Source organism: Helicobacter vulpis (assembly GCF_003660395.1).
GTDB classification, from domain to species: Bacteria; Campylobacterota; Campylobacteria; order Campylobacterales; family Helicobacteraceae; genus Helicobacter; species Helicobacter vulpis.
In genome coordinates this window covers 12,945-38,091 of record NZ_QXQT01000007.1, presented here as the reverse complement: position 1 = coordinate 38,091, position 25,147 = coordinate 12,945, and the positions used below count along the sequence as shown (strand labels likewise).

The following is a 25,147-nucleotide window of genomic DNA, read 5'->3' as shown; positions in this document are numbered from 1 at the left end:
TTTCCTAATATTTGAGCATGCTGGGAGTACTTCCCTCCCGACCTCTGCCTTAGATTTTAAACATGCTCAAAAAGCCATCCAAATCAGCGGTGTGTTCATTGAGCTCATGAGAAGACTTTTGCATAGAATCGTTAATTTTTAATAAATCTTGCACGCAGAAGGCGATCTTGTCCCCATTTTCTAGGATGCTTGTGGTGTGCTCATTGATTTTGTTGATATTGTTGATATTGACCAAAGACTGCTCCACCGCGCTAACAATCACGGCAGAGAGATGATTCATGTGATCTTGCATCTGGCTTGAGTGCTGGGCTAGGGTTTGCATCAAGCCTAGATCGTCCTTGCTCTCTTGGTTAATCTTGGCAATGGATTCTAAGATATTCTTGACAATGGACTCGCTCTCTGTGATATTCCTTTGAGTCCTTTCGGCCAAAGTCCGCACTTCATCAGCCACCACCGCAAAGCCCCTGCCATGCTCGCCCGCGCGCGCCGCTTCAATGGCGGCATTAAGGGCGAGTAAATTGGTTTGATCGGCGATGTCTGTGATCGCATCTAGCACGCTTTGGATATTTTGGGCCTCTGTGGAGAGCGCTTGGATTTTCACGACATTGCTTTCTTCATGGGACATGTTGCGTTGGACATACTCGTTGATCACGCCCATCGCACTTTTAGTTTCAGAGACATTTTTGAGCACGCCCTCCAACAGTTCCCTAGTGGACATGGACACCGCTACACTTTCATCTAGTATTTGGCGGCTAGAATGGCTCAAATCCGTATTATTATGGCTGATTTGCTTGATTTGCTTGGAATTGGAGTCCAAGTCTATAGAGATGGTGCTTAGAGATTTGGAGATAGCTGTATTGGTTTGCACCTGCGCAAAAATTCTTTGTAAGGTGTCGTGTATGTATCCTATGAAGACGTTCACAGACCTAGTCATCAAGCCTATTTCGTCATTGGCCGCAATGGTGATCTTATCGGTGAAAGTTTTGCTGTCTATGATGTGCTCTAGCGTCTTGTTGACCTTTTTTAATCTCCTAGAGATATTGCGCACCACCACAAAGGATAAAATAATGGTAATCAAAATGAGCAACACTTCACAGATCACCAAAAATCTAAAGTAATGGGTGTTCTTGGTGATCTCAATCTCTGTGAGCTTTGTGATGTGATCGCTGATGTTGTCTTCTACTTGTTTGAGCAAATTGATCTTCTGGGTAATGGTGTTAAACCACACTGTGGGCTTGATGCCAAACCCCCCGGTGAGATATTTTTTGATCAAGACTTGGCGCATCGCCTCCACATCTTTAAAGCTAGCATCCTTACGGACTTGGTGGAATAGCGCGATACTCTGCGCGTCCCCAAAGGATAGGAAAAATTTTTCAAAGACTTCCTGCTTGGCCACGAGGGCAATAAAATGCGCGTAATTGGGATCAGCAGGGGCATTTACGTTGAAGATTTGATTAGCCGTGGCCCGTTCTAGCCCAGCTGCTTCTTTCGCGTAAAGAAAACTAATATAGCCCATCACCGCATCAGAGATTTTAGAATTAGGGATGATCTTGATGGACTCTAGCACCGTGTCTAAGAACATCGCAATGCTTTTTGTGAAGTAGGTTACTGTGCTGTCCACAAGTGCCCTTTTATCCTTAGCTTGCATAGCGCTACGGATTTGGGGCAATTTGTCTAAGGAGCGCAACCCCTCTTGCAAAACCCGCATATAAGCTGCGTCTAAATCTGAAGCGGAGCTTAGAAATCTTTTGAGCTGTTCTAATCTGGCATCTGTGTGCGCTCTTTGTTCTTGCAACGCGCTGGCAAATTGTACCCCATTACTGGACAAGAACCCCGCGCTCATTCCCCGCTCTTTTTGCATCTCATGCACCAGCAAGGACAAGTATTTAGACACCTCTATTTGGCGCGCCAAATCCTTATTGCGCGCCAAGGAACTATAGGTGTTATGCAATTGCCAAAACATAAAGGACAACAGGGCGACCACGGGGACAGAAAGGATCAAGATAATTTTGCTTTGCAGTTTTAAACCATCAAATAGGCGCAATGGAAACTCCTTATAAAAGGAATCGGGGTTTCTAACTCAAAACCCCCTGCTTAAAACTTTTTGCGATGGGCCTCATCTAAGATATTTTGCGCAATCTTTTGCACATTTTCGCTAATGGTGGAGGAAGTGGTAGCTATTTTAGTGTTGTTGGCCATCGTCTGTTCTAACTCATGTACAGCAGTGTCGATCAAAGTGATACTATGACTCTGTTCTTCTATAGCGCTGGCAGCTTGGTTGATGGATTGTGTGAGGGCTTGGGTGTTGGCCTCAATTTCACCCAAAGACTTTTGGGTGCGCTCAGCTAGTTTGCGCACTTCATCAGCCACCACGCTAAACCCACGCCCATGCTCGCCCGCGCGCGCCGCTTCAATGGCGGCGTTCAAGGCCAATAATGTGATTTGATCGGCAATCTCTGTGATGACAACGACCATGTTCTGAATCCCTTGGGATTGCGCGATCATCTCCTGACTCTTAGCGTTCACACTTTGCATGCCTTGACTGATCTGGACTAGGGCGTTGGTGGTTTGTTCCAAAGAGATCACCTGTTGTTTAGACGCATCCTGCATCGCATGCGTGGCTTGGTTGAGGATATTGGTTTCTTGAGTGAGCGCGTTAGCAAAATCTAAGGAGTTTTTCAAAGAATCGACAATGCTTTGTTGTAAGGTGTTGATATTATTGGCCAATTGTAAAAACCCACCCTGTAGCGAGGAAGTGTCCATGCCCCTTGTGAAATCGTTTTGCGAATACGTTTCAATAGTTTTAGAAATATGTTGGAAAATATTATTTAAAAAGCTAGAAAAATTATTGAGATTTGCACCCAAGTGTTGGAGCTCTGGATTGATTGCTTGCGCGTGGATATTTTGGGTGAAATCGCCCGTACGCGCGCTATCAAGCACCATCAAAGCTTCCTTAGAGAGATTCTGATCGGCTTGCAAATAAGCCACCGCCTCTTGGATGTTCTCATTGAGAGCGCGCGCCATCTGCCCCAATTCGTCCTTAGAGTGCAAGATAATCGCTTTGGGGACTTCTTGTTGTTTGTAATTGACAAAGGCAAAAAAATCCTTGAGCCCCTTGTTGAGCGCGCTAATATTGCTCGTGATCTTGCGATAAAAAAGATAGTAGAGGGGAATCACCACCACAACCAAAAAAACCAAGGCAATCAACACATAAAAATTAAAGCTGCTGCTGAGTTTGTCCTTGATGTCCCCAGTGATGGTCTGGGTGCGTTGTTCCACATTGTCCATATACACACCCGTGCCCACCCACCAATTGGGCATGCCCTGAATTTTTTGGGCATAGGAAACCTTATCTGTATAACGGGTGGTGCCATCGGCTAGGGGTTTGGGGGAGACATAGTAGACAAAGCCCCCTCCAGCCATGGCCGCTTCGTAGAGTTTTCGCGTGTAGAAGACTCCGTTTTTATCTTTGACATTTTCTGCGCTCACACCCGCGCGGTACTTGGGGTTGGCCGTGTAAATAGGGCTGTATTTATCATAGGCAAAGAAATAGCCAGACCTGTCTTTTTCAAAGCGAAACCCCTTGAGCATGGCTATTACAATCTGTTTTTTGGCTTCTAGGGTGGGCGCGTCCTTGATGGCTTGGGCGAGATCGAAGCTCACGAGGTCTACAGCCAGTTGAATCTTATCTCCTAGCATGCGTTTTAAATCCACACTAACCGATGTGTTCACGCGGTGTACCGATTCTCTATTGTTTTGCGCAAAGAGCAAGAGGGTCGCCACCATCGCCACAATGGTGAGCATCCACAAAGCGACAATCTGTTTACCTAGGGAAAAGGAACGCATCAAAACCTCTTTTGACAACTTTTCTTAGAATTTCTTGCTATTGGCTTCATTGAGAATATTTTGGGCAATGTGTTGTACATTCTTGCTAATGGTTAAAGAAGTGCTCGCGATCTCAGCGTTATGAGTCATGGTCTGCTCTAGGGTTTCCATAGCGCTGTTGATCTGGGTAATGCTCTTTGTTTGTTCTTCTATAGCGCTGGCAGCTTGGTTGATGGATTGGGTGAGGGCTTGGGTGTTGGCCTCAATTTCACCCAAAGACTTTTGGGTGCGCTCGGCTAGTTTGCGTACCTCATCGGCCACCACGGCAAAACCCCTGCCATGTTCGCCCGCTCTAGCGGCCTCAATGGCGGCGTTCAAGGCTAACAAACTGATTTGATCGGCGATTTCATTGATGATGAGTACCATATTTTTAATCCCCTCAGAGCGTTCGATCACCTCTTGACTCTTGGCGTTCACACTCTGCATAGACCCACTAATTTGCCCTAATGCGCTCACGGTTTGCTCTAAAGAACTCACCTGTTGCTTAGAAGCGTCTTGTAGGCGGTGTGTGGTTTCATTGAGGGTGTTGGTTTCTTGATAGAGCGCGTGGGCAAATTCTAGGGAGTGCTTGAGCGAGGCGACAATGCTTTGTTGCAAGGTGTTGATGTCATTGGCTAGCTGCAAAAACCCGCCCTGCAAATGGCTTGTGTCTATGCCCATTTTAAAATCATTTTTAGAATAAGTTTGAATAGTGTTACAGATATGCCGAAAAATGTCATTTAAGAATTTAAAAAAGGCGTTGAGATCCGCTCCCAAGCGTTCTAGCTCCGGATTAGCCGCGTGGGCGTAGATGACTTGGGCAAAATCGCCCGTGTGTACATTGTCTAACACATTGAGCGCGTCTTTAGAAAAGTGCTGATCGGCTTGGAAATGCGCTACGGCTTCCTTTACATTGTTTTTGAGCGCGTGCGCCATCTCGCCCAACTCGTCCTTAGAATGCAAGACGATCTCTTTGGGCTCTTTTTTGGCGTGGTAATTCACAAAGGCAAAAAAGTCTTTGAGAGCCACGCTCAATGTGCGGATATTCCTTGTGATTTTGCGATAGAACAAATAGTATAGGGGCATCACCACGATAAACAGGAATAAGATCACAATAGCGCCATAGAGATAAAAGTGGTACTTCATGCCTTTGTCAATTTCTTGCATAATGGTGCGCGCACGGGCGTCTACATTGTCCATATAAACTCCCGTAGCAATCCATAAATTAGTCGTACCTTCAATTTTTTGGGCATAGGAAATTTTATCCGTGTCGCGCATGCCCCCCTCTATTAAAGGTTTGGGGAAGACATAGTAGACAAAATTCCCCCCTGCCATCGCTGCCTTATAGAGTTCTTGCACATAGAAAACGCCGTTTTTATCTTGGACATTCTTAAGACTTGTGCCTAGCTTGTCCTTAAGATTGGGGTTATAAAAGGGGACATATTCTTCATAGGCAAAGAAGTAGCCCGACTTGTCTTCTTCAAAGCGAAACCCTTTGAGGACATCTGCAATAATTTTCTTTTTGAGCGCGTCTGTGGGCGCGTCCTTGATGGCGTTAGAAATGCTATGGGCTAGCGCGTCTGTGGCGAGCTTGAGTTGTTCCCCTAGCAAGTGTTTTAAATCCACATTGACCAGCTCGTGCACATGGCGGACAGATTCTTTATTGCTTTGGGCAAATAATAGTAGAGTCACTCCCATAGTGATGACAGAAAAGGCCCATAAAACGATGATTTGCTTACCTAAAGAAAAAGAAGTCATGGCCACTCCTCAAATGACTTTTAAACACATAGACATCCGCAACGCTCTAAACAGCGCGTACCCACTCTCAAACTTCCTTAAGTAAAATTGTATCATTTTCCACATCAAATAAGAAACTCTTGTCGCTCAAATCCGTGCTATCCGTCTTTAAAAGCAGCGTGGCGAGGCGATCCTCTACTTCCTCATACAACGCCCGTTTTAAGGGGCGTGCGCCATAGATGGGATCAAAACCGCTCTTAGCGATGTACTCTTTAGCGCGATCGCTCAAAGCGATTTGTACGCCCCGCTCGCCTAGCTTGTCTTGGATTTGGGCAAACATCAAATCCACAATCTGCACAATGCTTTCCATGTGCAAAGGGTTGAAGATCACAATCTCATCTAGGCGGTTTAAAAACTCGGGTTTGAAATAGGCTTTGAGAGCTTCTTGCACCACCTTTTGTTTGTCGTATTCCTCGCTCAACTCCATGATCTGATCGTTTTGAATATCATAGGCTTTTAACACTTCTTGTTCAGCCTTGTGCTTGGCGTGTACATTCTCTAGCTCTATGATCTTGTCGCTGGCAATATTGCTGGTCAAAATAATGATGGTGTTTTTAAAATCCACCACCACGCCCTTATTATCCGTGAGTCGCCCATCGTCTAACACTTGCAAGAGCATGTTAAACACCTCCGGGTGCGCCTTTTCAATCTCATCAAAAAGCACCACGCTATAGGGGCTACGCCTCACCGCCTCAGTGAGTTGCCCCCCCTCTTCATAGCCCACATACCCGGGAGGCGCGCCCACCAGACGACTCACCGCGTGCTTTTCCATGTATTCGCTCATGTCTAGTCTAATCAAATTCTTTTGGCTATCAAAGAGAAATTGGGCTAAGGTCTTAGCGCTTTGGGTCTTGCCCACCCCACTAGGTCCTAAGAATAAAAAACTCCCAATGGGTTTATTAGGATCGCTCAGACCCGCCTTATTGCGCTTAATGGCTTTAGCAATCGCGCTAATGGCTTGGGGTTGTCCGATCACGCTCTTAGCTAGCTCCTGCTCGATGTGTAAAATGCGATCCTTTTCCTCTTGCAACATCTTTTGCACCGGGATTTGGGTCCACTTGCTCACAATGCGCGCGATGCTATCCTTACTCACAGCGTGCTGTAACAAGCTCCCATGCTCTTGCATGCGCGCCCATTGCGCTTCTAAATCGCGCACCGCTTGCTCCAATCTAGGGATCTCGCCATGATCGATCTTAGCCGCCCTTTCAAACTCCGATTGGCGTTTGGCTAGCTCAGATTCGCGCTTCAAGCTCTCAATATTGTTCTTAGCCTGCGCGATGTCTTTGAATACCCGCCTTTCGTTTTCAAATTGCGCCTCTAGGCGTTGCTTCTCTTCTAGCGCGTTGCTAAGTTCTTTTTGCACCTCCTCTAGGCGTTGTTTGTTGCTGGGGTTCTCCTCCATCAAGAGGGCTTGTTTTTCTACTTCTAGTTGTTGCACTAGCCTTTTGGTGTGGGAGAGCGCGTAAGGTTCGGATTCGATTTGCATTTTCAACTCGGCAGCGGCCTCATCGATCAAGTCAATGGCTTTATCGGGCAAAAAGCGATTGGTGATATAGCGGTGTGAAAGCTTCGCGCTAGCCACTAGCGCGCTATCAGTAATGCTCACATTGTGGTGGGCTTCTAAACTCTCTTTGAGTCCTCTTAGAATTTGCAAGGTTTCATTCACGCTGGGCTCCTCCAATGCGATGGGCTGAAAACGGCGCGTGAGCGCGCTATCTTTTTCAAAGTATTTACGATACTCCTTAAGCGTGGTCGCCCCGATGGTGTGCAACTCCCCGCGCGCTAAGGCAGGCTTTAAAATATTAGCCGCATCCATGCTCCCCTCAGACGCGCCCGCGCCCACGATGGTGTGGATTTCATCAATGAATAAAATCACATTGCCCGCTTTTTTGACCTCTTCTACTACCTTAGTTAAACGCTCCTCAAACTCGCCCCGATACTTGGCCCCGGCAATGAGCATGCTCATATCCAACATCACCACTTGCTTGTGTTGCAAGGATAAGGGCACTTCTTTTTTGGCGATGCGCTGGGCTAACCCCTCCACAATGGCGGTCTTACCCACTCCTGGCTCCCCTAATAAGATGGGGTTATTCTTAGTCTTGCGAATCAAGATTTGCATCATGCGCAAAATCTCTTCATCGCGCCCGATCACCGGGTCTAGGGTGTTTTCTAGGGCTTTGGTGGTCAAATTGATCCCGTATTTTTCTAGAGCCTCTAGGGTGGCATCATCGCTAGCTTGGGTGATTTTAGCCCCCTTGCGCAACCCCTGCAAGGTTTTAATCAGTTCTGAAACATCTAAGAATTGCTTGAAATAATGGCTAAAAAGCTCCGCATTGGCGCTAATAAAACTATCCACCGCCACAAATTGATCCCCATTTTTCACGCTCAAACCCAAGGCGTTGTGCAACGCGTCTAGAAGATTCTTGCCCAAACTAATCCCCTGCGCGCTCACACTCGAACTCTTGGGCAAGCTGTCCACCACACTTCTAGCCTCTAACTCTAGGGGTGTTTTCTCCACGCCCATTTTGATCAAGGCATGACTTAGTAAAGATTGGCTATTGCTCAAGAGCGCCCAAAAAAGGTGGATGGGTTCGATCTCTTGGTTCTTGGCGTGCAGGGCTAGAGAGAGGGCTTGATCCAAGCTTTCTTTGAGCTGGTGGGTGAGTTTTTCAAAAATACTAGAGCTGTGCATGGAGTTTCCTTTCTTTCAACAATCTAATCATAGTGTAAGGTTTAAAATAGATTAGAAACTTTTTATAAAATCTATGTTGGTTTAAAGGAGGACTGGCTTTAGAACACGCAACTTAACAGAGTGTCTTTAAAAGCGTGCATAACGCGCTTAGGCGTTGCAAAGTGTTATGGGGTTGGATGTTCAAAGACACCCGCAATAGGGGTTTTTGCACGGTGGGGGGGCGGATGGGCGCGCATAAAAAGCCCGCTTCAAGCAGGCTTGAATGGGCACTCAATAGGGCTTGAACGCGCCCAAAGGGTAAAGTTAAAATATTACTAGGGGTGCTAAAGCCTAGAATCTGCGCACAACACGCGCGCATTTTTTCTAAGATAGACACATAGCTAGGCAAATGGGCATAGAGGTGTTCTAAATGGGCTAGGGCTAATGCGCTATCTAGTAAGGATAGACTGGTGGTGTAGATCACGCTCTTGGCGCGGTTGCATAGAAAATCTACCACCTGCACGCTAGCCCCAATGAACGCCCCATAACTCCCATAAGCCTTAGAGAGAGTGCCTAAGATGATGATCTGGGGCGTGGGTTTTAGGCGGTGGTGGCTCAAATACCCCCCCAAATCATGCCCCAACACGCCCAAGCTATGCGCTTCATCTACAATCAAGTAGGCTTCATACTCTTGGGCTAGGTGGTAAAACTCTTTGGGCGCGACCTGTCCGTCCATAGAATACACCCCCTCAATGGCGATAAAAACGCGCCCCTTGGTGTGGCAAGCGCGATAGCTGGCAAGTTGCTGGGCTAAATCTGGGGCATTATTGTGGGCAAAAAAGCGCGCATTGGGCAATTTCTTAGCCAAGAATTGCCCGCTGGCGTGGTAATGCGCGTCCATAAAGAGCATGTCGCGTGGGCGCACCAGCGCATCGATTAAGGCCACATTGCCCAAAAACCCACTCCCCACTAACAAGCAGGCCGCATAGCCCAAATGCGCACATAAGAACGCCTCAAGTTGGGCATGCAGGGGGTGGTAGCCATTGAGCAACATAGAGGCCTTGGGCGCGTGGGCGCTCAAAGGGCGCACCTTCTCAAAAGCGCGCTCTAATAAAGGGGCATGGGCACTCAAGCCCAAATAATCATTGGAGGCAAAATCGGCTAAATGATCGGGGTAGAGATGGCGTTGGCGGTATAGATGCGCGCGCTCAAGGGCGCGCAACGCGTGCGTGTAGGGGCTCATTAATGCTCAGAGGTTGTCTTAAGCTGTACGTTCAGATTGTCTACTTTTTTATTGATCTCATCTTGTTTTTCAAAGAACATCTTGTCAATGACCTCGCGCACACTGGAGGCATTTTGTTCTACGGCGCGAATCCCCTGTTCGACGGCACTCAAGGAAGCCTTAGCGGGTTCTTTGATGAGATTTGCCAGCGCATTGGCCTCATCATGCACGCCATTATGGCAGGATTCCAAATTGCGATAACTCGGCGTGTTGGCGAAACGCTCCTTGCCCTTACCCTCATAATACCATTTGCCCAAGCGACATTCATGGCCATTGATCATTTTAAAGGCGTTGGGCACGCCAAAGATCAAGCCATAAAGATTGCTTTTATAGACAATGTGATCCACCTTTGCTAGCCCGCAGAAAGTGCGGTTATTGGAATTCTCAATGGAAAAAAGGGCAGCATCGGCAACGATCTTATTGTTGTGCGCAAAGCTATGGATATTACTCACATCGTCTTTAATACTCCCCACGATGTCATTGGTCTCATAGGTGTTGTTTTGGATATCGCTAGCTTCTTGTTGCATGGATTTGACCACCACGGCGATTTCTTTAGTGGCCTTTTGGGTCTTCTCGGCCAATTTGCGCACTTCATCGGCCACCACGGCAAAGCCACGCCCATGTTCGCCCGCGCGCGCGGCCTCAATGGCGGCGTTCAAGGCTAATAAATTGGTTTGCTCGGCGATATCATCGATCAAAGAGATCACCTGAGTGATTTCGCTACTGCGCTGGTTGAGCGAATCGGCTAAAGTGGTGGCGTTTTGCATTTTTTCATAAAGGGTGTCGATCTTTTGGCCGGTTTTGGCCACCTGCTCTAAAGCACCTTGGGAGTGTTTGCTCCCATTGTTAGCGGCTTCTACGAAGATGTCAGAATCTTGCAAAAGGTTATTCAAGGTCTCTTGAATACCCTCAATCCCCCCCTTCATGCTATTGTAGTAGAGATTGAAAATGCTGTTCTTACCCAATTCAGCTAGGGTTTTAAAGTCCTCACTTAGGGCGCAATAGAGGGTGTCGTCAATGCGCGTGCTCTTGATCTTGTAGGTGCGGTTATTCCAATCAAAGCTTTGATCAGCGCGGGCCAATTCGCCCGCCCTCTGCTCCAAATCCCCCATTTCTGCGATATTCCCGCTCTTGAAAACGACTTTATTGTCCTTGATCCCAACAAGACCCTCATGGGCGCACAATTCTACAAGTTGCTTGTAAACCTCTAGCTTTTTCTGCAAGGAGCGAATCTGTGCGTCTTTATCGTCCACTTGCTTGCTACGCTCTTTAGAAAAAAACATACAAACCCTTTTTTTTTTAAATTATGGGAACCATTGTATAGCAGTTTAACTTAATTTTGAGAAGTATTACAACTCGTAGCTCAGAGATGTCATCAAATAGGAGCGATCTTGAATAGTGGGCGCAAAGTTTGGATTGGACGCGCCAAAGTAGGCCACCTTATAGCCCCGGTGCATGGAAACGACATAGCCATTGAGGCGAATCATCGCGTGGATGTGTTTAGTGATATTGTAAGTACAGGTTAAACCCAGACTTTTGGAGCTGGCGCGTGGGGAATAGGTGAGTTTGCCCAGCAGAGCGCAACTCAAATTCTTGTAGCTAGTGCCTAGGAAGGCAAAGGGAGTAACAGAATTGGCGTTATAAATATTGGTGTAAGCGTCTTCATAGGGGGTGTCGTCTGTCGCGTCAAAGGGAATGGGCGAACCATTCCAGCCTAGCTGGGCGCTGGCGTTGCCAAAATTTTTATACACGCCCCAGCCAAAATTGTAACTTTTTGTCTCAAAGCGTTGGCGCACCAGCAGACTAGCGCTGGTCTCATCGATGCGATTCCCGCGATAATAGGTGCGCGCCAAAGCCACGCTATAGAGGGGAAACCACACATACACACGGGTTTGGATCTTCCAATTTGCCGGTTTAAACAGCGCGCTCACATAGAGCCCGGGGGCATTAAAGTTCTTGGGATAGAACCAAAAAAAGGGCATAATCTGCCAGTGTTTGGACTGCCAAGCCGCGCTTAGAGCGTGCATGCCATAATTGGTGCGCCTTCCATTGGCAAAATGGAATTGCACAGGGGCGTAAAAATCGCGAATAAACTGGATATTGGCCAGCCCGCGCCCATAGGTGCTAAACCAATCCAATCTGAAATTTCTCCAACGCACAAAGGCCTCAAAACCCTGGTTATAGCCGCGCAAAAACAAAGCGCGATCGCTTTTATAACGCCCCAGTTTGATCCCAAAAATGTCTTTGTAGCGGTAGTCCAAATAGGCGTTGTAAAGAATGTAATTGCGCGCGTGCACCCCATCGCCATAGCGCGATGTGTGCCAGGGCGCGTCCATTAAATAGCCCTCCCAACGCCCCATATAATACCAGTTGGCCGGCTGAAACCCCGCACGCGGATCGCTTTGATCGATCAAGGTTCTAGTCGAATCAAAGGCCAAACCCCCCACCTCCCCCCCCAGCCCCGCGCTGAGTTGGTGCGCGCTGATGGACTTGGGCAATAAATTGAGATCAATTTGCAACGCCCCAATAGCCGTTACATAACTACCGGTTGGGTAAATCCCCTTGTTGGAATTGATGCTAGAATTGTTAAAGCCAATGCGCGAGAAGGAGCCCATGCGCCCCCCGATTTTATAATCCAAAGCGTGCAGACCTCCCACCACCAATAAACCCAAACTACAAATTCTAGGGACACTACAGCCGTGATTTTTATCGCGCATGCCTCAAACTTGACTTCCGATTTAGCGCGTTTTTAACATGTGATTCCTTAAGCGATAATCATTTAGAATCTCTGCGTCTTTCTTAACGATTAAAAAAATTAGGATATCCCGTATGACTTTCAAAGCTAAGATTTTATTGGTATTGGCAGGGTTGTTGGTGATCACATTTACCCTTGTGATCTATGTGATCAGTGTTACGACAAGCGCTGGGATTGCCAAGACGGTACGCCATTCTTTAAACACGGCCGTGGGCTTGGTGTCTTCCTCCTTAGCCGGGTGGAATAACGACCTTAGCAAAGGCTTAAACGCTGTGTCCAAAAGTTTAGGACAACTGAATTTGACAGACTTGGTTCGCTTTAATGAAGTTCTAAAATTTGTGCACGATGGCATGGGGGCAGAAAACGCGTATGTGGGTTTTAAAGATGGGCGCATTGTGGGTACTATGAAATCCCTCCCCTCAGACTACGATCCTAGAAAAAGACCTTGGTATCAAGAAGCCAAAAAGCACAATCAACTGACAACCTCCTCTCCTTACAAAGACATGTTTACCAATAAGATGATCATCACCTACAGCGTACCCTTGTTCGTCAATGGGGTTTTTGAGGGAGTGTTGGGGCTTGATATGAGCTTAGAACATTACAATCAAGAAAAATTTTACTTTGACGCGATTCGGGTCCACGTGTTGGATCGGGATGCCTTTGTGATTTATTCGAGGCGTTTTCAACCCGGCTCTAGCTATCGCGATACCCACGCTTATCCGGGGGGTAAAGAACTTGTTGACCAAATCATGAGTACCAATTCGGGCTTTATAGAACACGATGCAGCTGGGGTGGATAAATTCTACGTATACACCACCATACCGGGTTTGAATTGGAAAGTTCTAGGAGTCATCAACAAGAAAGACGCGTTCAAGGATTTGAGCAGCCTACAAAAGATGTTGCTCATCATTGCCCTAAGTGCCATTGCGATCGTCTTGGCCGTGCTCTTTGGGGTGATTCATTTTCTCTTTAAACCTCTCTTGCAATTGCGCGACTTGATCATTGAACTAGTGTCCAAAGAGGGGGATTTAACCAAGAGACTCGCAGTGAAAGGCAAGGATGAAATCGCCATCATTTCTAAGAATATCAACGCTTTTTTAGAGAAAACCCAGGGTGTGATCGCCAAGATCAAGGAACTCAGCGCGCAAAATACCAAGATCGCCAGTACATTACAGGCTAGCTCTAATGATGTACAACAACACACCCAAGAGGAAACCCAGCGCATTTCTCTCACGGTGTCCAATGGCAATGAGATCGCCAACAGCATTTTAACCGGGGTGGCTAACGCCCAGCAGAATAATAATAACTTGGTACAAACCGGGAACACCTTAGAGGAAGTGCGCGCCAAAATCCAAGACTTTAGTACGAATTTAGCTAGCAACGCGCGCGTGGGTGTAGAGTTTTCTAACAAGCTAGAAGAGACTTCTCAAAACACGCAAAATATTAAAGAGGTGTTGACCATCATTTCAGACATCGCCGATCAAACCAATTTGCTAGCCTTGAACGCCGCCATTGAAGCGGCGCGCGCGGGCGAACATGGGCGTGGTTTTGCCGTGGTGGCCGATGAAGTGCGCAAATTGGCCGAGAAGACTCAAAATAGTTTGAGTGAGATCGATGGGACGATCACCCAAGTGGTGCAAAGCGTGAGCGATATTAGCCAACACCTGCATGGCAATGCCCAAGAGATTCTCAAAACCTCTGAGCTCACTTTGGGCTTACAAGAAATTGTGGACACCAATGTACAGAGTATTCAAACGGTGATCAACGCCACGACTCAAGATGTAGAAAAATTTAGACGCGTGGCAGATGCGACCAAGACCATCGTAGAGGACATCAAAGAAATTAGCAAGTTGGCTTCTTTGAATTACCAAAGCGTACAAGATGTCTCTAAAGCCAGTGCGTCCCTCAACGACATGGCCAATGTCTTTAACCAAGAACTGGGCAAGTTTAAAGTATAGGGGCACAAGGGGGCTCTTTCACTCCCCCTTGTCTGACATTTCTATCCTCTCCACATCTTTGCCTTTCTGGTGGTAGGTGTAGGCAAAATCCGCATCCCCACCCATACAAAGGTCTGTATGTACAGAGATGGTTTTGGCATCAAGGCGTTTGATCTCTAAGCCATAAAAATTCTCTTCTTGGGGTCCAAATTTTTGATTTTGCAAAAGGGACTTGGAGGCTAGTACCCGCTTAAAAAATTGTATGCAACGCGCATCGCCCCCATTAGGGTCGCGACTTGTCTTTTCTAACCAATAGTTAAGATCGTTTTTGAGCGCGCCTAAAAGATTTGTATTTTTGATCCAACATTTAGAAGCCCCGCAACTAAAATCATCGCCGCATTGTTTTTCTTGATAAGACTTGGCGCACACAATCTCCAATCTCCCCTGTGCTAAAACAACACCCCCTAGCAAGCATAAAAGCCCAAGTATTCTCTTCATCTTTTTCCTTCTTATTTTAATGGTGCGGACCAAAGAAAACATATGCCGCAAAGCCCATGCCTCCTATTAAAATCACCCCATTAAGCCCGGCGATCGCCAAACAAGCCCCCTTCCACACCTTGCTAGGTTTTGTTTCATCATAAACCACATAAATTATCCAAAAGGAGGGCAAACTACAAAGGGGTGCGCTCAAAAGCGCTAAAATTTCATGCCCCAAATAAGATAATCTGCCCCCCACTCTAGCGCATAAAAAAAGCGTTAAAAAGGGTGTGATGAAAAGAAAAAGCCCTAAATAAAACCGATATACGCGCTTGATCCACTTCTTCATAACGCCCCTTTAATCATGCGGACCAAAGAAAACCCATGCGACAAAGCCCATGCCTCCTATTAAAATCACCCCATTAAGCCCGGCGATCGCCAAACAAGCCCACTTCCACACCTTGCTAGGTTTTGTGTCATCATAAACCCCATGAATTGTCCAAAAGGAGAGCAAACCACAAAGGAGTACGCTCAAAAGCGCTAAAATCACATGCCCCGAATGCAATAATATGCTCCCCACTCTAGCGCATAAAAAAGGCGTTAAAAAGGGTGTGATGAAAAGCAAAACCCCTAAATAAAACCGCTCTATGCGCTTGATCCACTTCTTCATAACGCCCCTTTAAGTCCTGTCAAATCAAGAACACCAATCTTAACAAAACGGCTTTAAAGCCACCAGCCCCATGTAAAACCCACCTACCACCACCAAACCATTAAAAAACCCACTCAGCGTACAGCTAAAAGCCCAGTTGGTGTATTTGTAAATCTGAAAAATAGGCAGAAAGGACAAAGAGCCTAGAATGATTTCACTAAACACTGCTAAATGAGAATGGCAAGCCTTAGCCAGCCACGCGCCCACCACACCGCACATAAACAAAGTGATAAAGGGCATGAGCACCAACACTAGCCCTAAGAAAAATGTTTTCATCCTATTAACCCCACGCGTTTTAACAAGGGTAATCCAAATACCCCAGCCCTATAAAAAACCCACTCAGCACGACCAGCAAAGTAAAAGTCGCGCTCATTTTACAGCCAAAAACCCAACCTGTGTGTTTGTAAATTTTGACAATGGGCAAAAAGGACAGCGCGCCTAAGAGCACCTCACTCAAAAGCGCTAGGTAAGAATGGCAAGTCATAATGAGTTGTGCCCCTACCAATGCACACACCACAAACACCAAAATAGGCATGAGCACTAGCGCTAGCCCCAAGAAAAATGTTTTAACATCCATGCACATCCCCCATACACACCAAAGCTTTTTAACTTCATCTTAACAAACTCGCCTTAGGGTATTCAAAACTAGAAACACCCACCAATATAGGTCTAAAAACACAAAAGAGCAACCCCCAAAAGTTTAGAGATAACACATAAAACAAAAAGATTATTAGCCTTGCTAACAAACATCCACAAAAAAGCGATAAATCTTTTAGTTTTAGAGAATTTAGCCATAGGCATGATCACCTCCCCAATAAAAACTGCTCCATAAGATTAAAGGGTATCAATAGATTGCATAAAACAAAACAGGCAAGGATAAACACATGCGCCTTAGGCTTTCTAAGCCCAAACCATAGTAGAAGTGTATAGATTATCAAACAAACACCCTTATATAGTAAGAAGACACTTTTAGAAACCCGCAACTCGTGTTGCAATAAGCCCCATATGTTGTAATTATCCTTAAGAACATCATAAAAATCTAAGGTGTTAAGCAAGAACATCGGAGCAAAAGCCAAGATGAGGGCTAGCGACCTAAACTTGGGTTTATGAACAAAGATCAAAATGGGTATGAGTGCAGAAAGCAGGCATGGAGCAAAGATAGAGAACACAAACTTAAGTCCCAATATATGGCTTCAAATACTTTAAGGGTTCAAAAACAAATAATATACACCAAAAAACAAATGTAATAACCAGAACGCCCAAGAACCTCAAATACCAATGGGCGTTTCTAATGGGATATGTGCAGAGCATGGGAAAAAGCAGGAGGACATAATATACCAGTGTCCCTGATACTGACAATTTACGCCCGGATAAAGAAAAAACAATGCCGATTAAAAGCGGTATAGGGAGAAGCCACCATTTTTTATCCCCAAAACACGCCCAAAAAACAAGAGATGCTACACTCCCTATAACATATCCCATATACCTTGCAGGAGGCACGAATACGCAGTAACACAGCACAAACCCCAGAGCGATAATTCTTAGAGAAATGTGTTTGTCAGGGCATAACACTAGAATGATAGCGCCTATGTAGGCAAGCAAGCCAAATAGCATGATTGCCATTCCACCTCCTACTCCATGAGGGTGGTTAGGGGCCATCATTGTATTGACAATAACAAAGAACCAAATTGTATTAGCAAAATGCAAAGCTTGTTTAATAAATGCTTTGTCCATGAGAATCCTTAGACGAGTTCAGAATAAGATTTTTTGCGCGCCTCCCCCATTGTGCTACGGAGCAATCCATGCCACTAGGCGCGCAATTCGGAGTCGTTGCCTTGTAGCGTGCAACTTATCTACCAAAAAGGAGAGACACCATGAGCGATCCAACTTGAGCATTGAGAAGCCCGAAAACAACTATGGCCACTAAACAGCGCAAAAACCAATGCGCGTTTCTAATGGGATAAGTGCAAAGCGTGCAAAGAAATACAATGCTATAGCAACTCAGCGTGACTTTTAACATTTTAAACAAGAACACGAACGCCTTCCACGCATCATGCGACTCAAACAAGATAAGAATAATAGCGATTAAAGGCGGGATGGGAAAAAGCCACCATTTTTTATTACCAACATATGCCCAAAAGATGAGAGCTCCTACGCTAAGTACGATTGTTCCGTGTTTTGGGGGAGGGATAAATGGAGCACAACATAGCACAAGTCCTAAAGCAATGAGTCCTAAAGAGATGCGTTTGTTAGGGTATAACGCTAAAATAACAGCACCCATTTCAAGGCATGCTACAAAGAAAGTTGCATCAAGTTCCCATCCCCATGCGCGTGAATCGCGAGTAAGAACGATGTAAAACACGATCAAGGCGAACAAAAAAATATTGGCGGCATGCAAAGATTGTTTAATAAATAGTTTGTCCATGAGAATCCTTGGCGAATCTAGAATAAGATTTTTTGCGCGCCTCCCCCATTGTGCTACGGAGCAACCCATGCCACTAGGCGTGCAACTAATGGTTAATTTACAATCATCATTATGGGAAAGAGACACGATAAAATAGCTATAGCTATGGAACAGCGCACAAGCCAATGTGCGTTTTTAATGGGATAAGTGCAAAACACGCAAAAAAGTATAACGCCACAGTAGATTAGCGTGGTTAACATGATGATAGCGATTGAAGGCGGAATGAAAAAGAGCCACCATTTTTTATCGCCAATATATGCCCAAAAGATGAGAGCTCCTACACTAAATGTGATTGCTCCCATATATCTTGGGGGAGGGGGAGAGCCATAGTAACACAGCACAAATCCTAAAGCAATGAGTCCTAAAGAGATGTGTTTGTTAGGACATAACGCTAAAATGATAGCACCCATCTCAAGGCACATTACGAAAGGAAATACATCAATCCATCGTGCGCGCAAACCATCGTGAATAAAAACGATGCAAAACACGATCCAGGCAAACGAAAAAATATTGGCGGCATGCAAAGCTTGTTTACCAAACAGCTTGTCGTCCATTAAAATCCTTGCTGAGTTTGAACTATAACGCTCCAAACACAATCGCTCCAAACCCAACCTATCATACACAAACAAAATGATGAGAGATATCAACACTAACCCCAAGAACAAGAAAAAAATTTTCAACATTTATCCTTACTAGGGTATAGAATGCAAGACTTAAATAAATAATGCATACCACACCACCACAGCTAGAGCATTAAAAACCCCGCTAATAGCACAACGCCGCGCCCAAACTTCGCTAGGCGCATGGCACTTGTAAATCTTAAAAATGGGGTAAAAGGACAAGCCCCCTAAGATCAATGAAGCGATAAGGGCGAGGTTAAGATCAAGAGTAATAACAAGAACCAGCGCATAAAAGAAAATGCACGATGCAAAAGTAACAAAGGGCATGAGCACCAACTCCAAGCAAAACAATGTCGTCTTTTTCATTTTATGCTCCTAACAACGAAACGATTGCATGTCTAAAAGTAGTCCCCCTATAATCAGCAAGTACACCACAACCATCATATTAGTGTACATACTGATCTTGCAATTCAAAGCCCAAGTCTTACTAGAGGCGGTGTATTGATAGATTTTGACAAGGGGCACAAAAGAGAGAGCCCCTAAGAGCACATCACTCAGACAGGCTAAACGCACATGGCAAGGACCAAAGTATATCATCGCTTTTGAACACACCCAAAAAGTTAAAAGGGGCATGAGCACCAACACCGCCCCCAAGCAAAACGCCTTAGTCTTTTTCATAGCCCCTAAAATTCTTAGTCGGGAAACCTAGTAGGGCGACCCAAACACTCAGGACACTGATCTTGGACACATCCACTATAGTTAGGACAAGGGCTCTCCATACACATCCCCTCACACACGCACCGCTCTGCATAGCAAGGGCGATCCCAAACCCCCAGCCCCACAAAAAACCCACTCAGCACCACTAATAAGGTGAAAATCCCGCTCATTTTAGAGCCAAAAGCCCAGCCCGTGCGCTTGTAAATTACAAAAACTAACAAAAGAAACAGCGCGCCTAAGGGCACTTGGCTTAAAGCTGCTAAGTGAGAATGGCAGGCATTCACAAGTTGCCTCCCGACAAACAAACACGCCCCAAACGCCAAAACAGGCATCAACCCCAACACTAGCCCCAAAAGCTCTAGAAACCCTTGTCTATTTTTCATCACCAACCTTTTTAATATGAATATGTGTGGGATGCTATCATATAGCAGAATACCACCACTAATCCATTAAAACCCCCACTCAGCACACAGCCAAAAGCCCGACCCGTGTGTTTATAAATCTCTCTAATGGGTAAAAAAGACAGCGTGCCCAGCACCGCTACGCTCGCACTCCCCAAAATATGCGCGTGGCAACCACACTCATGCAATGTTTCTATCACCCCAAAACACATACACAGAGTGAAAAAGGGCATTAACACCAACACTAGCCCTGAGAGAGATTCTTCTTCAGTTTTCACCACTCACCTTTTTATATTGTATGGAGTGCCATCAAAATATTATGTGTAATAATATTGTAGGAAATAATATTACGCTCCCTGCATTAACAATCCCACTCAGCACACAGGCATCACGCCAACCCGTGTATTTATAAATCTCCCTAATGGGCAAAAAAGACAGCCCATACAACACCCATACACCCATTGAGGCTATATTTCCCAAAACCCCGCAACTATAATCAAACGACATTGCGATTATCCCAAAAAACATACATGTCGTGAAGAGCGGCATTAATACCAACACCAGCCCTAAGAGCACTTGTTTAGTTTTCATGGCTTACCTTTTAATGTAATTTTATATATGGAGTTCTATCATTATCATTTTTATATAGAGTAATATCATGGGGACGAGTATTACGCTCCCTGCATTAACAATCCCACTCACCACACAGGCATCACGCCAACCCGTGTATTTATAAATCTCTCTAATGGGCAAAAAAGACAGCCCATACAACACCACTATGCCCATCAAGACTATATTTGCCAAAGCCCCGCAACTATAATCAAGCGATATTACGATTATCCCAATGCACATACACGCCGTGAAGAAAGGCATTAATACCAACACCAGCCCTAAGAAAATTTTTTTCTCCACACTACAACCCTCTAATCCGTGCGATCTCATCGCGCAATCTTGCCGCCTCTTCAAAGTCCAACACCTTAGCGCGTTGTTGCATTTGCGCCCTTAAAGTTTTGATTAAGCGATCCTTTTCACTCTTGGGCATTTTTTCTAGGGCTTTGGAGCGTTTGGGCTTTGCAGGCAGGCTATCAATCAACTCCTCTTCCACATGCCTTTGCACACTCTTAGGCTCGATGCCATGTTCTGCATTAAAGGCTTTTTGTTTAGCCCGTCTCTCATCGCTAATTTGCATCGCCCTTTGCATGCTTGCTGTGATCTTGTCTGCATAAAAGATCACCTTGCCATGTACATGCCGTGCGGCGCGCCCCATTGTCTGAATTAAACTCGTTTCACTGCGCAAAAAGCCTTCTTTGTCCGCGTCCAAGATCGCCACTAAAGAGACCTCCGGCAAGTCTAACCCCTCTCTTAACAAGTTGATCCCAATGAGCACATCAAAAACCCCTAATCTAAGCTCTCTAATCAAATGATTGCGCTCAATGGCATCAATATCGCTATGCAGATACTGCACCCTCAAGCCCCATTCTAAATAGTGCTTGCACAACTCCTCAGCCATGCGCTTAGTCAAGGTAGTAACTAACACGCGCTCCTTTCTAGCCACCACGACCCTAATGCGCTCAAATAAATCTCTAACTTGGTTAGCCACGGGGCGCACTTCGTATTCGGGGTCTAGTAACCCGGTAGGGCGGATGATTTGTTCAGCGATATGACCTTGTGAGAGTTCTAACTCTAGGGGGTTGGGGGTGGCTGAGACAAAGAGAAAATGGGGGGGTTTGGCGATAAACTCCTCGTATTGAAGGGGGCGATTATCCAGCGCGCAAGGCAATCTAAAGCCATAATCTACCAAGACCTGCTTACGGCTCAAGTCCCCCGCATACATCCCCCTAAATTGGGGCAGACTCACATGCGACTCATCTACGATCACCAAAAAGGGGCGTTGCTTTTGGGCGAAGTAATCCATGAGGGTATAGGGGGTCTCCCCCTCTTGTTTGCCCGTGAAGTGGCGCGCGTAATTCTCAATGCCCTTACAAATGCCTGTGGCACTAATCATTTCTAAATCAAATTCAGTACGGGTTTTGAGGCGCTCATACTCTAGGGGCTTTTGGGCTTGTTTGAAAAAGCTTAGGCGCGCTTGCAATTCTTGCTCAATGTCTTTAATGGCTTGTTGCAAACGCTCCGGGCTCACAATAAAGGCGTTTGCCGCATAGAGGGGGTAAGAGTCTAGTTGCTTTAGGGGGGTGTTTTCTAACGCGTCCATGCTAGTGATGCGCTCGATTTCATCGCCAAAAAATTCTACACGGATAAAGTTTTCATCATTGTAGGCGGGGAAAATATCCACGCACTCCCCCACCGCCCTAAACTTGCCCCGCTCTAAGATGTCTTGGCGACTATAACCCATTTCTACCAGTTTGAGCAAGAATTGCTTATAAGGGCGCACCTGCCCCACTTGGATTTTTTCTAGCATGCTCAAATACTCCCCCGGGTTGCCCAGCCCATAATTAGCCGACACGCTAGCGACCACAATCACATCATCATAGCTTAATAGTGAAGTTACCGCGCTCAAGCGCAGGCGTTCTAAATCCTCATTGATCGCGCTATCCTTTTCTATGAAGAGATCGCGTCTAGGGATGTAGGACTCGGGCTGATAATAATCAAAGTGGGAGATAAAGTATTCTACATGGTTTTTAGGGAAAAAGCCTTTGAACTCGCTATAAAGCTGGGCGCAGAGGGTTTTATTGTGGCTCATGATCAAAGTGGGCATTTGCAAGCGCGCGATCAAATTCGCCATGCTAAAGGTCTTGCCCGAACCCGTAACCCCGATCAAAGTTTGATAACGCGCCCCTTGTGCCACCCCCTCGCTCAAAATTTGCACGACTTTTTCTTGCTCTAAACTCATCGTATAGGGGGCGTGTAGATTGAATAAATCCATATTGACTCTTTGCAGTTTTTAGCGCGATCATAGCGTAAAAACAAACGCAATCTTTAAGAATATTCTTGTTTAGTTTAGTAACATTTAAAAGTGTGCAAAATTTTGCCGTGTGAGTCATCAAAACCGCTTGCTTAAGGTTTGTGTTAAAATGAAACCGTGTCGGTTGGCACAGGAAAATACAAAGGAGCAGTTATGAGGAAGTTGTTATTAGTTGTCCCTGCAGTAGTGGGTTTTTCTTGTGTAACAAATTTGGAGGCGCGTGAGCCCTATCTGATGTATGCGCACGATGCCAAGCAGTTCCACAATATAATATCTGCTAGTCAGAAGCCACAAAATGATCACAGGACACAAGGCCATGATAGAGCCCAGGGAGGTTATCTCAAATCGCTTATAGAGCCCCCCACTTGCTGTACAAGTGCTGAAATGCGGGGCACATCCACAGTGGGTAAGACTGTGGGAGAACATGCATTTGGTGTAGGAGGGGCTGTGCTTGGAAATGCCCTAGGCAACAATTCTAATATAAGAAACCCGATCATTAGGGCAGCGATCTCAACGGGTGCTACAGATGCCGGAAGTCGTGCAGGTTCTTATATCGGCAGGCAATTTGGCGGGTTTATAGATCGCGTCATTGAAGATAATGCCCTGCCGCGCAACACCTCCCACCACTGGACTGGGTGGTATATGAAACTCCCTGAGGGAGTAAAAGCTAGGGAGGAGTGATGGGCAAAGAAGAAAAGATGGTTCTTGTAGACAGCGCGTTCCACTGGAGTATGCTCATTTATCTCTGCACAATGTGGGTTTTTGGGCATTTGGCAGCCCAGCCCGAGCGAATCGACTTTGTGATCGACCCTGGAAGTTCCATATTCGTGTGGACGGCCTTTGTGCTGGGGACATTCTTGAATGAATGTCTCTACAGATTTAAGTGGAAAAAATGGCGATTCCAATCCACCTTAGGCATGCTTCTAGCTCTAGTCCCCATTGCTTTGATTCACTTCTTGTTTGACACCCCCCCTTGGCTAGAGGGGTTGTTCTTGCTAGGTATAGTGCTGATCAATAACAAGCTAATCGTCCCCAGGGTGGCGTTTTTGCGTAGCAAAGAAGAGGATACTCCTGTGAATACAGGTATCTCCTCGTTGCGCGCGGTTTTTTACTACTCCGCGCTTGTTACCTTTGCAGATAAGGCGGGCGATGAAGCCCAGGGGTTTAACTACTTCATCGACCCTAGAAATTCTGTATTCATAGGGGCAGCCCTTGTTGTTGGCGCATTCTTTGGCGATTGCTTTTGCAGTCTTAAGGGGAAGTTGGCGGCTGATTTTAAATTCCAACCCAGGCCCATCAAATGGCAATTCCAACCCACTTTAGAAATGCTCCTAGCCCTAGTCCCCATTGCTTTGATTCACTTCTTATGCAACACCCCCCCTTGGCTAGAGGGGTTGTTTTTGCTAGGTGTCTACTTGCTCTACCGCGGGGCGATTCTTCCCAAAATGGCGTTTTTACGCACTGCGAGCTCCTAAATTCAAGGGCGCGCCAAAGGAGGGGTTTTTAGCGCAAGAGATGTTTATTTTTGTAACATTTAAAAAGATATGTATTTCTGTAGCGATTTATCAAGTTATATTTCTTAAAAATTTATGTTAAAGCTGGATCATGTCGGTTGGCACAAGAAATAGGGATGAACGCGGTCTTGCTAGTGCCAGGGAGCTGGGGGGGCGGTTGGAGAGCGCGTAGGTACTTATCTTGGGGGAAAGATCGGCAGTGCTATTGAAGATGGCATGCACAAGATGCCCGTAGAGCACTACGCACCCCGGTTTAGAAAAGTGGGAGTCTTTGCACTTTTACCAGCATAAGGAGGTCTTTATGGCGGGTGGCAATCCTGAGGATAGAATATACGATCTGCTTTGGCGGGGGAGGGCCATTTGTATGGCTTCTTCTATCTTGTATTGGCAAAACACAGGGGATCTCTCTGGCAGTTCTAGGTATTCTTTTGTGTTTTTTACTTTTGAGAGTTCTTGGGAAAATTCTCTAGTCTTCTTTGGCGCGATGGTGTTGGGGGTGTTGATGGGCGATATATTCTTTAATGTTACGGGGTATAATGAGGTGAGTTGGCGTTTTCAGCCCAGTTTGGGGGTTGCGCTTCTATGCCTTTTTGGCATATTCTTGCATCTCATTGTAACGCAACTGGGCTATCCTAGCCCGGTTTGGTTTGAGTGTTTAGTCTTGATTATCCTGCCCAAAGCCCTAGATGTGCTCAAGATCAGGTGTTTTAAGGGTTGGTTTTGAGCCCCCTTGGCTAGAGGGATTATTCTTGCTAGGTGTCTGCTTGCTCTACCGTGGGGCGATTCTCCCCAAGGTGGCGTTTTTGCCATTGCAGAGCCTTTTAAAGCGCGCGCTATTCTATTTGATGGGGTTCGCCATCATTGGGGGCGACTTTGGGAGGTTTTTTATGGTGTTTGTGCTTTTTAGGGGGGTTGGTGGGGTTGGTGGGGCACTGGCAACATCCAACCAAACACAACGCCAAACCCAAGCATGCTAGAATTTTACCCATGTCCATCCTTTTTTGCGCAACTCTACT

At 46.0% G+C, this 25,147-nt stretch carries 25 protein-coding genes; 4 read left to right on the top strand and 21 right to left on the bottom strand.

Annotation, left to right across the window (positions count from 1 at the left end; all coding sequences use genetic code 11):
* Nucleotides 1-49 precede the first annotated feature (49 nt).
* From EAO38_RS03570 to EAO38_RS03540, 7 genes are all read right to left on the bottom strand, one after another.
* Nucleotides 50-2,044 carry a methyl-accepting chemotaxis protein gene (locus EAO38_RS03570; protein WP_235852496.1) on the bottom strand — a complete coding sequence of 665 codons (1,995 nt, stop codon included), beginning with the start codon at nucleotides 2,042-2,044 and terminating at the stop codon, nucleotides 50-52.
* 50 nt (nucleotides 2,045-2,094) lie between these two features.
* Nucleotides 2,095-3,846: a methyl-accepting chemotaxis protein gene (locus tag EAO38_RS03565; RefSeq protein WP_121021186.1), complete on the bottom strand. Its 1,752-nt coding sequence runs from the start codon at nucleotides 3,844-3,846 to the stop codon at nucleotides 2,095-2,097.
* A 24-nt stretch (nucleotides 3,847-3,870) separates the two neighbouring features.
* Complete coding sequence (locus EAO38_RS03560; RefSeq protein ID WP_121021184.1) at nucleotides 3,871-5,622, bottom strand: methyl-accepting chemotaxis protein; 1,752 nt, start codon at nucleotides 5,620-5,622, stop codon at nucleotides 3,871-3,873.
* Between the two features lie 67 nt (nucleotides 5,623-5,689).
* Nucleotides 5,690-8,353 carry an ATP-dependent Clp protease ATP-binding subunit gene (locus EAO38_RS03555; protein WP_121021182.1) on the bottom strand — a complete coding sequence of 888 codons (2,664 nt, stop codon included), beginning with the start codon at nucleotides 8,351-8,353 and terminating at the stop codon, nucleotides 5,690-5,692.
* Between the two features lie 112 nt (nucleotides 8,354-8,465).
* A complete protein-coding gene (locus EAO38_RS03550; protein ID WP_121021180.1) occupies nucleotides 8,466-9,575 on the bottom strand; it encodes an aminotransferase class I/II-fold pyridoxal phosphate-dependent enzyme in 1,110 nt (369 codons plus the stop codon).
* Nucleotides 9,575-10,897 (bottom strand): methyl-accepting chemotaxis protein, encoded by a 1,323-nt coding sequence (locus EAO38_RS03545; protein ID WP_121021178.1) that lies wholly within the window; start codon nucleotides 10,895-10,897, stop codon nucleotides 9,575-9,577. Before EAO38_RS03545 ends, EAO38_RS03550 begins: the two co-directional genes overlap by 1 nt.
* Before the next feature lie 66 nt (nucleotides 10,898-10,963).
* Nucleotides 10,964-12,331, bottom strand: a complete 1,368-nt coding sequence (locus tag EAO38_RS03540) for an outer membrane family protein (protein WP_121021176.1) — start codon at nucleotides 12,329-12,331, stop codon at nucleotides 10,964-10,966.
* A 112-nt stretch (nucleotides 12,332-12,443) separates the two neighbouring features.
* Here EAO38_RS03540 and EAO38_RS03535 point away from each other — a divergent pair, with 112 nt between their 5' ends.
* Entirely contained in the window at nucleotides 12,444-14,327 is a 1,884-nt protein-coding gene (locus EAO38_RS03535) for a methyl-accepting chemotaxis protein (protein WP_121021174.1), read from the top strand.
* Nucleotides 14,328-14,345: 18 nt separating this feature from the next.
* Here the strand turns inward: EAO38_RS03535 and EAO38_RS03530 are convergent, their stop codons facing one another.
* From EAO38_RS03530 to uvrB, 13 genes are all read right to left on the bottom strand, one after another.
* Complete coding sequence (locus tag EAO38_RS03530; protein ID WP_104751620.1) at nucleotides 14,346-14,804, bottom strand: hypothetical protein; 459 nt, start codon at nucleotides 14,802-14,804, stop codon at nucleotides 14,346-14,348.
* A 16-nt stretch (nucleotides 14,805-14,820) separates the two neighbouring features.
* Nucleotides 14,821-15,132, bottom strand: a complete 312-nt coding sequence (locus EAO38_RS03525; protein WP_121021172.1) for a hypothetical protein — start codon at nucleotides 15,130-15,132, stop codon at nucleotides 14,821-14,823.
* Between the two features lie 9 nt (nucleotides 15,133-15,141).
* Entirely contained in the window at nucleotides 15,142-15,453 is a 312-nt protein-coding gene (locus EAO38_RS03520) for a hypothetical protein (protein ID WP_121021170.1), read from the bottom strand.
* 39 nt (nucleotides 15,454-15,492) lie between these two features.
* A complete protein-coding gene (locus EAO38_RS03515) occupies nucleotides 15,493-15,768 on the bottom strand; it encodes an iron transporter (protein ID WP_121021168.1) in 276 nt (91 codons plus the stop codon).
* Between the two features lie 19 nt (nucleotides 15,769-15,787).
* Nucleotides 15,788-16,069 carry an iron transporter gene (locus tag EAO38_RS03510; RefSeq protein WP_121021166.1) on the bottom strand — a complete coding sequence of 94 codons (282 nt, stop codon included), beginning with the start codon at nucleotides 16,067-16,069 and terminating at the stop codon, nucleotides 15,788-15,790.
* A 596-nt stretch (nucleotides 16,070-16,665) separates the two neighbouring features.
* Complete coding sequence (locus EAO38_RS03500; protein ID WP_121021162.1) at nucleotides 16,666-17,226, bottom strand: hypothetical protein; 561 nt, start codon at nucleotides 17,224-17,226, stop codon at nucleotides 16,666-16,668.
* Nucleotides 17,227-17,341: 115 nt separating this feature from the next.
* On the bottom strand, nucleotides 17,342-17,917 hold the full coding sequence (locus EAO38_RS03495; protein WP_121021160.1) for a hypothetical protein: 576 nt from the start codon (nucleotides 17,915-17,917) through the stop codon (nucleotides 17,342-17,344).
* A 92-nt stretch (nucleotides 17,918-18,009) separates the two neighbouring features.
* The gene (locus EAO38_RS03490) at nucleotides 18,010-18,510 is read right to left on the bottom strand and encodes a hypothetical protein (RefSeq protein WP_158654409.1); all 501 of its coding nucleotides are present in this window, start codon (nucleotides 18,508-18,510) and stop codon (nucleotides 18,010-18,012) included.
* Nucleotides 18,511-18,669: 159 nt separating this feature from the next.
* Nucleotides 18,670-18,942 (bottom strand): hypothetical protein, encoded by a 273-nt coding sequence (locus EAO38_RS03485; protein WP_121021158.1) that lies wholly within the window; start codon nucleotides 18,940-18,942, stop codon nucleotides 18,670-18,672.
* A 9-nt stretch (nucleotides 18,943-18,951) separates the two neighbouring features.
* A complete protein-coding gene (locus tag EAO38_RS03480) occupies nucleotides 18,952-19,254 on the bottom strand; it encodes an iron transporter (protein ID WP_104751630.1) in 303 nt (100 codons plus the stop codon).
* A 14-nt stretch (nucleotides 19,255-19,268) separates the two neighbouring features.
* Nucleotides 19,269-19,676, bottom strand: a complete 408-nt coding sequence (locus EAO38_RS03475) for a hypothetical protein (RefSeq protein WP_235852495.1) — start codon at nucleotides 19,674-19,676, stop codon at nucleotides 19,269-19,271.
* Nucleotides 19,677-19,687: 11 nt separating this feature from the next.
* Complete coding sequence (locus EAO38_RS03470; RefSeq protein WP_235852494.1) at nucleotides 19,688-19,972, bottom strand: iron transporter; 285 nt, start codon at nucleotides 19,970-19,972, stop codon at nucleotides 19,688-19,690.
* Nucleotides 19,973-20,607: 635 nt separating this feature from the next.
* The gene (gene uvrB / locus EAO38_RS03455; RefSeq protein WP_121021154.1) at nucleotides 20,608-22,578 is read right to left on the bottom strand and encodes an excinuclease ABC subunit UvrB; all 1,971 of its coding nucleotides are present in this window, start codon (nucleotides 22,576-22,578) and stop codon (nucleotides 20,608-20,610) included.
* A gap of 486 nt (nucleotides 22,579-23,064) precedes the next feature.
* On the opposite strand from uvrB, the gene EAO38_RS08870 reads away from it, so the two are divergent.
* From EAO38_RS08870 to EAO38_RS03440, 3 genes are all read left to right on the top strand, one after another.
* The gene (locus EAO38_RS08870; RefSeq protein WP_162982667.1) at nucleotides 23,065-23,298 is read left to right on the top strand and encodes a hypothetical protein; all 234 of its coding nucleotides are present in this window, start codon (nucleotides 23,065-23,067) and stop codon (nucleotides 23,296-23,298) included.
* Nucleotides 23,298-24,092 carry a hypothetical protein gene (locus tag EAO38_RS03445; RefSeq protein ID WP_121021150.1) on the top strand — a complete coding sequence of 265 codons (795 nt, stop codon included), beginning with the start codon at nucleotides 23,298-23,300 and terminating at the stop codon, nucleotides 24,090-24,092. The genes EAO38_RS08870 and EAO38_RS03445 overlap by 1 nt, the downstream gene beginning before the upstream one ends.
* A gap of 340 nt (nucleotides 24,093-24,432) precedes the next feature.
* Nucleotides 24,433-24,855: a hypothetical protein gene (locus tag EAO38_RS03440; protein WP_121021148.1), complete on the top strand. Its 423-nt coding sequence runs from the start codon at nucleotides 24,433-24,435 to the stop codon at nucleotides 24,853-24,855.
* 109 nt (nucleotides 24,856-24,964) lie between these two features.
* Here the strand turns inward: EAO38_RS03440 and EAO38_RS08865 are convergent, their stop codons facing one another.
* On the bottom strand, nucleotides 24,965-25,120 hold the full coding sequence (locus EAO38_RS08865; RefSeq protein WP_162982666.1) for a hypothetical protein: 156 nt from the start codon (nucleotides 25,118-25,120) through the stop codon (nucleotides 24,965-24,967).
* Between the last annotated feature and the right edge of the window lie 27 nt (nucleotides 25,121-25,147).